Below are 6704 nucleotides of genomic sequence, written 5' to 3' on the forward strand. Positions count from 1 at the left end.
TGATTATGATATATGAAATAGCAGAAGACGTTAAGAAAACAATTGCAGATAAATGTGACGCTTACGAGATTTACATTGACGAATCCAGGGTAATCGAACTGGACACCCTTAAGGATGAGCTGAACTTTGCAAAGGAAGAAATCGAGTTGGGAGTTGGAATCAGAATCCTCAAGGACCAGAAACAGGGTTTTGCGTTCACCTCAAACATGGACAACCTCAAAGACACCGCCCTTAAAGCGATTGAAAACTCCAAACTGACCAAGGTTGATGAGAACTATTCATTCGCGGAAGTTGAGAAAGTGAATGATGTTGAAAAAGTCTATGACGATAAGTTCAAGGACCTGAGCCTTGACGAGTCAGTGGAGTTTCTAAAGTCAAGTATTGCAACCGCAAGCGACACCGGCTGTGAAGTGACAGGCGCAGGCTTCAGCGCCAGTGAGGGAAGATCATTGATTGTGAATTCAAACGGCGTTTCAATCGAGGATAAGGGAACCGGCTTCGGCTTGGGATTGTCAGTCACCATTCAAAAGGATGGTGAAATCGCAACATCCTACAATTCAGCATCATCAAGATTCTTCGACATCGACGGTGAAAAATTGGCAAGCGAAGTGTGCGAGCTTGCGAAAAGTTCACTTAACACCAAGCCTGTTGAAACCGATGACTACAGCGTTGTGCTTGACTATTATGCTGCTGTCGGATTATTGCAGACATTCATCAGTGCATTCAACGGCGAGAACGTGTTGAGGGGACGCTCCATCCTTCAGGGAAAAATCGGTTCACAAATCACCAATCCGACATTGTCCATCATCGACAACCCGTTGCTTGAAAAGGGAATGTACACTGCCAAATGCGACGGCGAGGGAAGCGTATCCCGCCAAACCGACTTGGTGAAGGATGGCGTTTTAAGCTCTTTCATCTATGACATCTACACTGCCAACAAGGCAGGCGTGGAGACAACCTCCAACGGCCTTAGGGGAAGCTACCTGTCCACTCCGATGATTTCACCAACCAACCTTGAGTTCAGGTTCAGTGAAATGAGAGACTTGTCCGAAATCGACAAGGGAGTTTTGACAACCAGCGTTTTAGGCGCCCACACCGCCAACCCAATCTCCGGTGACTTTTCAGTTGAGGCAAGCAATGCCTTTAAAATAGAGAATGGCGAGTTGACAGAACCAATCTCAAAGGCAATGGTTTCAGGAAACATCTTTGAAATCATGAAAAGCGTTGATGGCTTGAACAGTGAAGTCAAGCAGTACGGCTCATTCATCCTTCCGAAATTACTTGTTCATGACTTGAGAGTTGTTGGCCAATGAATTCCAGGCTGAAGGAGTTAATATCAATGCCTGCCGATGAGGCAAGCATCAGCGATGATGAATTATTAATTATGGAACTGAAAAAGGCGGAATTCATAATGCCCATTGAAGTCATAAGCTCCAGTGAGGATGATTTCCAGTTCAAGCCATTGAAATTTGCCAATGAGAACAATGACGAGTTCATTGCAGTGTTCAGTGATGAGGATGAGCTGGTGAAGGCGGATGTTGAATTCACTGTCCTTAACATTGCCTCTGAAAAATTGGCTGAAATGATTGAAAATGACTGTGATGAGTATTATGGCGTGGCAGTCAATCCGTTCAGCAAGTATTCACTGGCGATTCCATTGGAGGAATTCGTAAACTTGTTTTAAAAAAAAGGTATTGTGAGAAAAATTAGATTTTCCTTAATTTTTCCCTGTATCTGTTTATTGTCTCATGCTTGAATTCGATTTCCTCGAATTCTTCAGTGGATTTCCTGTTATCATCGAATGATTTAATCTTGTCTGAAACTACCTTATCTATTTCCTTATCAAGTTCCTTAAGCCTGTTTTGATAGGAATATTCTGTCTTTTGCATGTTGATTCTGGATTTGCGTGCAAGTATCTTGACCTCTTCATCCAAGTCAAACTCTTCTTTTTTAACCATGATGCCACCTACATTTCAATGATAGGCAATTGTATTTCAGTTATATACTCCTCTTCATTGTCGCAATTGTGCAAACCCTTGATTAGAACTTCCTTTGGAGAACCGATGATGTCATAATGATTTTCCTGAGCCACTTCAACCAATTGCGCATAGGTGTCCATGATGGTGTCTGTTGAGCCGTAGTGTGTGCCCGCAAGGACCTTGTTTTCAATCATGTCAACTACACGGATCCTGTCGGTTTCATCAGGGTCGTCTTTAACAGGTATGCTTACGTCATAGACCGCATCCCCCTGGTTCACTTCGTGTCTTGGTGAGAAGTAGACAATGAATGGGTCTCCGTCTGTGACTATCTCTTCTGTGTCAACCCAATCCATGAGTATTGAGAGGAATATTCCTAAGTCTTTAATTGGGGTTTTGCAATTGATTACTCCTAGTTTCTGTTCGGGAATTACTTTCACTTCATAATCCATAATTAGCACCTTTTAATTAATATTATTAATTTTAATTGAATAAATAAACTTCGACTTCCTCGCCTTCATCCACGAGCTCGACGAGTTTTGGTATTTTCACATAGCCGTCTGCTGTGGAGAGTGAGAATATTGCTCCTGAATCCTTGAATATCGGTTGGATGTTTTCACCATCGACTTTCACAAGCTGGTATTGCATTCTGCCGACTTGGGAGTGGATTCTTCTTGTTATCTTTCCCTTGACTGTTTCCAACTCGAAGTCCTTGTCGATTCCTGCAAGCCTTGTGAGTGGCTCTGCCACGAAGGCGTTGAATATCATCAATGCGGAGACTGGGTTTCCTGGAAGTCCTATTACGAGTTTTTCATTGATTACACCGACGATTGTTGGCTTGCCGGGTTGAACTGATATTCCGTGAATGTGAACTTCACCGAGCTCATCTAGAACATGCTTGAGTACATCGCCTAGTCCTGCTGAGGTTCCGCCTGAGCAGAAGAGAATGTCGACTTCCTCGAGGGATTTTGTGATCTTATCCTTAACCTCACCATAGTCATCCCTCATGATGCCCAAGAATCTTGCATCTGCGCCGCAGGAAACTGCATCGTTTTTAATCATCCCACCATTTACATCATAGATCTTGCCATATTCTAGCTCTTCGCCCTGAAGTGTGATTTCATTTCCTGATGAGACTATACCAACACTCGGTTTTTTATAGACCTCTATTGTTTCAAAGCCCTGTGACAGCAGAACGCCGATCTTGCCCGGATTAAGGACATCACCTTTGTGGAGAATCAGCTTGCCCTCCTCGATGTCGGAACCCCTCTTGGCAACATCCTGTGACGGTGTCACGGTAGTCAAAAGGCTGACCTCACCATCGCCCTTCTCGGCATACTCAACCATCAATACGGCATCTGCACCTTCAGGCATGGCCGCACCGGTACTGATTTCAATGCACTTGCCCGCTTCAACCTTCCTGTCGGTAGTTGCGCCTGCCTCAAGAAAGTCTATTACCTCAATTGTGTTTGGGGACTCCTCAGAGGCTCCGAAACTGTCGGATGAAAGTATTGCAAAACCATCCTTCAACGCCTTGTCAAATGGCGGGAAATCCATTCTGGAGTAGACATCCTCAAACAAGACCCTGCCATAGGCTTCAGTAACGAGAATCTCCTCGCTTTCAGGTTTCAAATTCTCATCGAACAGCTTTTTGATAATGTCAATAGCTTCATCACATTCCTTGATTTTTAAAAATTCAGTTCCCATAATAAATACCCTAGTAATCAATAAATTAATATATAATATATTAATATAAATATAAATAATTTAATCTTATGGATAAAATTACCATTATTATTTTGGAGGAGAGTATTTGTCTAGACCTAATAACAATCAACAGCAAGAGTATAGAAGGGTAAGAACTCCTAAAAAAGGAGAAATACCTGGAGTAGTTGAACAAATCATGGGACACGGTAAATTAAAAGTCCGCTGTGCTGACGGAAACATTAGAATGACCAGAATCCCTGGAAAAATGAAAAAACGTATTTGGATTCGTGAAGGAGACGTGATTCTTGTGAAACCATGGGATTTCCAATCCGACGAAAAAGCGGATGTAATCTGGAGATACACCAAAACCGAATCCAACTGGCTTGAAAGAAAAGGCTACTTAAAAATGTAGTCTCACTTACTTATTTTTTTTGATCATATGGACCCTAAAGTAGCCAAAGCAGATGCCAAGCATGCAAAGATTCACTCAGAAAAAAGAAAAAAGGACAATTCTGAGAGAAAAACAGGAAATGAAATCTTCGACAAGATAACCTTGGAAACACTCTACAAATTAGCTAACCAGGGCCACATTGATGTTTTAAACGGTGCGATAAGCACAGGCAAGGAAGCGAATGTACTAACAGGCATCACAGATGACGAGAAATTCGTTGCAGTTAAAATTTACCGCATTGCAACATCCGATTTTAAGAAAATGGATTACTACCTCAAAGGCGATCCAAGGTTCAACGTAAAAACCAAGAACAAAAGGAAAATCATCTACTCCTGGGTAACGAAGGAGTTCAAGAACCTCACCAGATTATACAATGCAGGAGTCAACGTTCCCGAACCGATAACCAGTGCGAACAATGTCTTACTCATTGAATTCATAGGCGATGAGGATGGAAACCCTGCACAGCCCGTTAAAAACCAGCCACCTGAAAATCCCGAGGAATTCTGGAACCAGTTATTGGTCCAACTGAAACTCTTTGTAAACGAGGCAAAGCTGGTTCATGGGGATTTATCAAATTACAATATTCTTAATTTGGATGAAAAGCCAATCATAATCGACGTTTCCCAATCCGTGGTTTTGGACAATCCGATTTCAAAGGAACTGCTTGAACGAGACATCAATACATTAGTCCGAGAATACACCAAACTCGGCGTTAAAACAAGTTTTGATGAAGTTTGGGAATACGTTTCACCGAAATTTTAAAAAATAAAATAAAAAAAAGAAATAAGGACTATTAATCCTTATTTAAATTATTCCAAGTTTTTTAGTTGTTTTTTCGTCAACATTACCAGTTACCTTAAGGCCTTAGCCTTTTAGAATTGCTTGATGGATCTTACTGTGTTCTTGCTGAATTCACCGTCAATTGCCAAGGTATGTCCTTTATAGGTTGTATAGTAACCTTTATTTTTTAGAGCCCTTTGGATTTTCTTAACGGTTGCCTTGTCCTTGCTTCCTGAGGATATTGTCTTGAATGCGACAGTAACCTTAATCTTGGCCTTTTTGGATACTTTCTTAAAGTATTTGTTTCCTTTGTAAGTTATTTTAGCCTTGTAGGTTCCTTTCTTCTTGAGATTTTTAATCTTGAAGGTAGCCTTACCCTTGCTGTTAGTGGTTGCCTTGTAGGTTTTGCCCTTGACTTTCAGGGTGACTTTAGCCTTCTTGATTGCCTTTCCAGTATTGTCCTTTAAGGTTATTGCGTATTTATTGGTTTTAGTTGATTTCTTGAAGGTTTTCTTTTTGGTGGTCAATTTAGGAGTTGCCTTTTTAACGGTGACCTTGACAGTCTTGCTTGATTTGAGATAATTGGCATTGCCGTTGAATGTGACCTTAGCGGAATACTTCTTAGGAGCAAGTCCCTTGGTTGACACCTTGACCTGACCGTTCTTGTCGGTAGTGTAGGTTTTAGCACCGTTCAAGTTAACAGTTACTTTAGCATTAGCGATTGCCTTGCCTTTAGCATCTTTTAAAGTGATTACCAAGTTCTTGTTGACTTTGTATGTTGTGGACACATCAGCAGCTGTGATGCTGGTTGCCTGTCTTGAATCAACATTTGTCAAGCCGACTGTATATGATGCGGTTTCAAATTTACCGGTTACGGTTGCAGCGCCCCCTTCCTTAGCAGTGTAGGTTATTGTTTCACCTATTGGAGCGGAAGTTTTATCAAGCTGGCCAAGTGTCTGGGATAAATCCAAAGCAATGTTCATTTTTGAAGCATCATAATCACTGATCCCACTGCCGTCAAATGAGTATAATTTAAAAGTGATTGCAGATTTTTCACCTGGATTAAGTTTGCTAGGATTGGCTGTAGCGTTTAAGAATAGCCAGTTTTCCAAATCAATTCCGACATCTTCAGGTATTTTGTAGTAATTTGTAGCATTGCTTCCAAACCAGTTATTCTTAGCAGTAATCTCTCCCTTAACAGTGAAGATTTTGTAAGCTTCATTATTCAGGAACACACAACTATCCTAAATTCAAATCTAAGAAAAACCCTAAACAATCATTTAGAATTCAAAAAAACAGCAATAATATAAGAATAACAAATAAAAGAATCAGATTAGCAAAATTAGGATACGTACACTACCGCACAAGCAAAGAATACAAAAAACTACTGAAAAAAAGGATACGTACACTACCGCACAAGCAAAGAATACAAAAAACTACTGAAAAAAAGTAAAATCAACAATGTAACCGTTAAAAAGGAAAACGGAAAATATTACGCAATAATAAACATAACCACAACAGTAGAATATTTAGAAAAGTCCGGTGAAAATATTGGTATTGATTTAGGTTTAAAAAATCTTGCAACACTTTCCAACGGTCAAGAAATAGCCAATCTCGACTTAAACAAAGAAGACAAGATGATCCGAAAATATCAACGAAAATTATCCAGACAAAAATACATGAGCCAAAACTATCAAAAAACACTAAAAAAATACTACAAATGGCTGAACAGAAAAAACAATAAAATACAAAACGCATATCACCAATTCAGCAAATTCCTTGTTGAAAAA

At 40.4% G+C, this 6704-nt stretch carries 9 protein-coding genes; 5 read left to right on the plus strand and 4 right to left on the minus strand.

Annotation, left to right across the window (positions count from 1 at the left end; all coding sequences use genetic code 11):
• Positions 1-5 precede the first annotated feature (5 nt).
• Positions 6-1313, plus strand: a complete 1308-nt coding sequence (locus tag QZU77_RS05565) for a TldD/PmbA family protein (protein WP_295601238.1) — start codon at positions 6-8, stop codon at positions 1311-1313.
• The gene (locus QZU77_RS05570) at positions 1310-1684 is read left to right on the plus strand and encodes an SseB family protein (protein WP_295601242.1); all 375 of its coding nucleotides are present in this window, start codon (positions 1310-1312) and stop codon (positions 1682-1684) included. Before QZU77_RS05565 ends, QZU77_RS05570 begins: the two co-directional genes overlap by 4 nt.
• A gap of 22 nt (positions 1685-1706) precedes the next feature.
• Here QZU77_RS05570 and QZU77_RS05575 read toward each other — a convergent pair whose 3' ends face one another.
• From QZU77_RS05575 to glp, 3 genes are read right to left on the minus strand one after another with little or no spacing between them, the layout of a single operon-like run.
• Entirely contained in the window at positions 1707-1958 is a 252-nt protein-coding gene (locus tag QZU77_RS05575; protein ID WP_295601245.1) for a hypothetical protein, read from the minus strand.
• A gap of 8 nt (positions 1959-1966) precedes the next feature.
• Positions 1967-2428 (minus strand): GyrI-like domain-containing protein, encoded by a 462-nt coding sequence (locus tag QZU77_RS05580; RefSeq protein WP_295601248.1) that lies wholly within the window; start codon positions 2426-2428, stop codon positions 1967-1969.
• A gap of 31 nt (positions 2429-2459) precedes the next feature.
• Positions 2460-3683, minus strand: coding sequence for a gephyrin-like molybdotransferase Glp (glp, locus tag QZU77_RS05585; protein WP_295601251.1), 1224 nt, complete (start codon positions 3681-3683; stop codon positions 2460-2462).
• A 106-nt stretch (positions 3684-3789) separates the two neighbouring features.
• Here glp and eif1A point away from each other — a divergent pair, with 106 nt between their 5' ends.
• Together eif1A and QZU77_RS05595 are read left to right on the plus strand one after the other, a co-directional pair.
• Positions 3790-4095, plus strand: coding sequence for a translation initiation factor eIF-1A (eif1A, locus tag QZU77_RS05590; protein WP_292801700.1), 306 nt, complete (start codon positions 3790-3792; stop codon positions 4093-4095).
• Between the two features lie 27 nt (positions 4096-4122).
• Positions 4123-4896, plus strand: a complete 774-nt coding sequence (locus QZU77_RS05595) for a serine protein kinase RIO (protein ID WP_295601254.1) — start codon at positions 4123-4125, stop codon at positions 4894-4896.
• A gap of 110 nt (positions 4897-5006) precedes the next feature.
• Here QZU77_RS05595 and QZU77_RS05600 read toward each other — a convergent pair whose 3' ends face one another.
• Positions 5007-6149, minus strand: a complete 1143-nt coding sequence (locus tag QZU77_RS05600; protein ID WP_295601257.1) for a peptidoglycan-binding protein — start codon at positions 6147-6149, stop codon at positions 5007-5009.
• A gap of 273 nt (positions 6150-6422) precedes the next feature.
• Here QZU77_RS05600 and QZU77_RS10845 point away from each other — a divergent pair.
• The coding region (locus tag QZU77_RS10845; RefSeq protein ID WP_366208864.1) for a transposase at positions 6423-6704 on the plus strand (282 nt) is incomplete at its 3' end.

This window comes from uncultured Methanobrevibacter sp., from assembly GCF_902774605.1.
Taxonomy (GTDB): Archaea; Methanobacteriota; Methanobacteria; order Methanobacteriales; family Methanobacteriaceae; genus Methanocatella.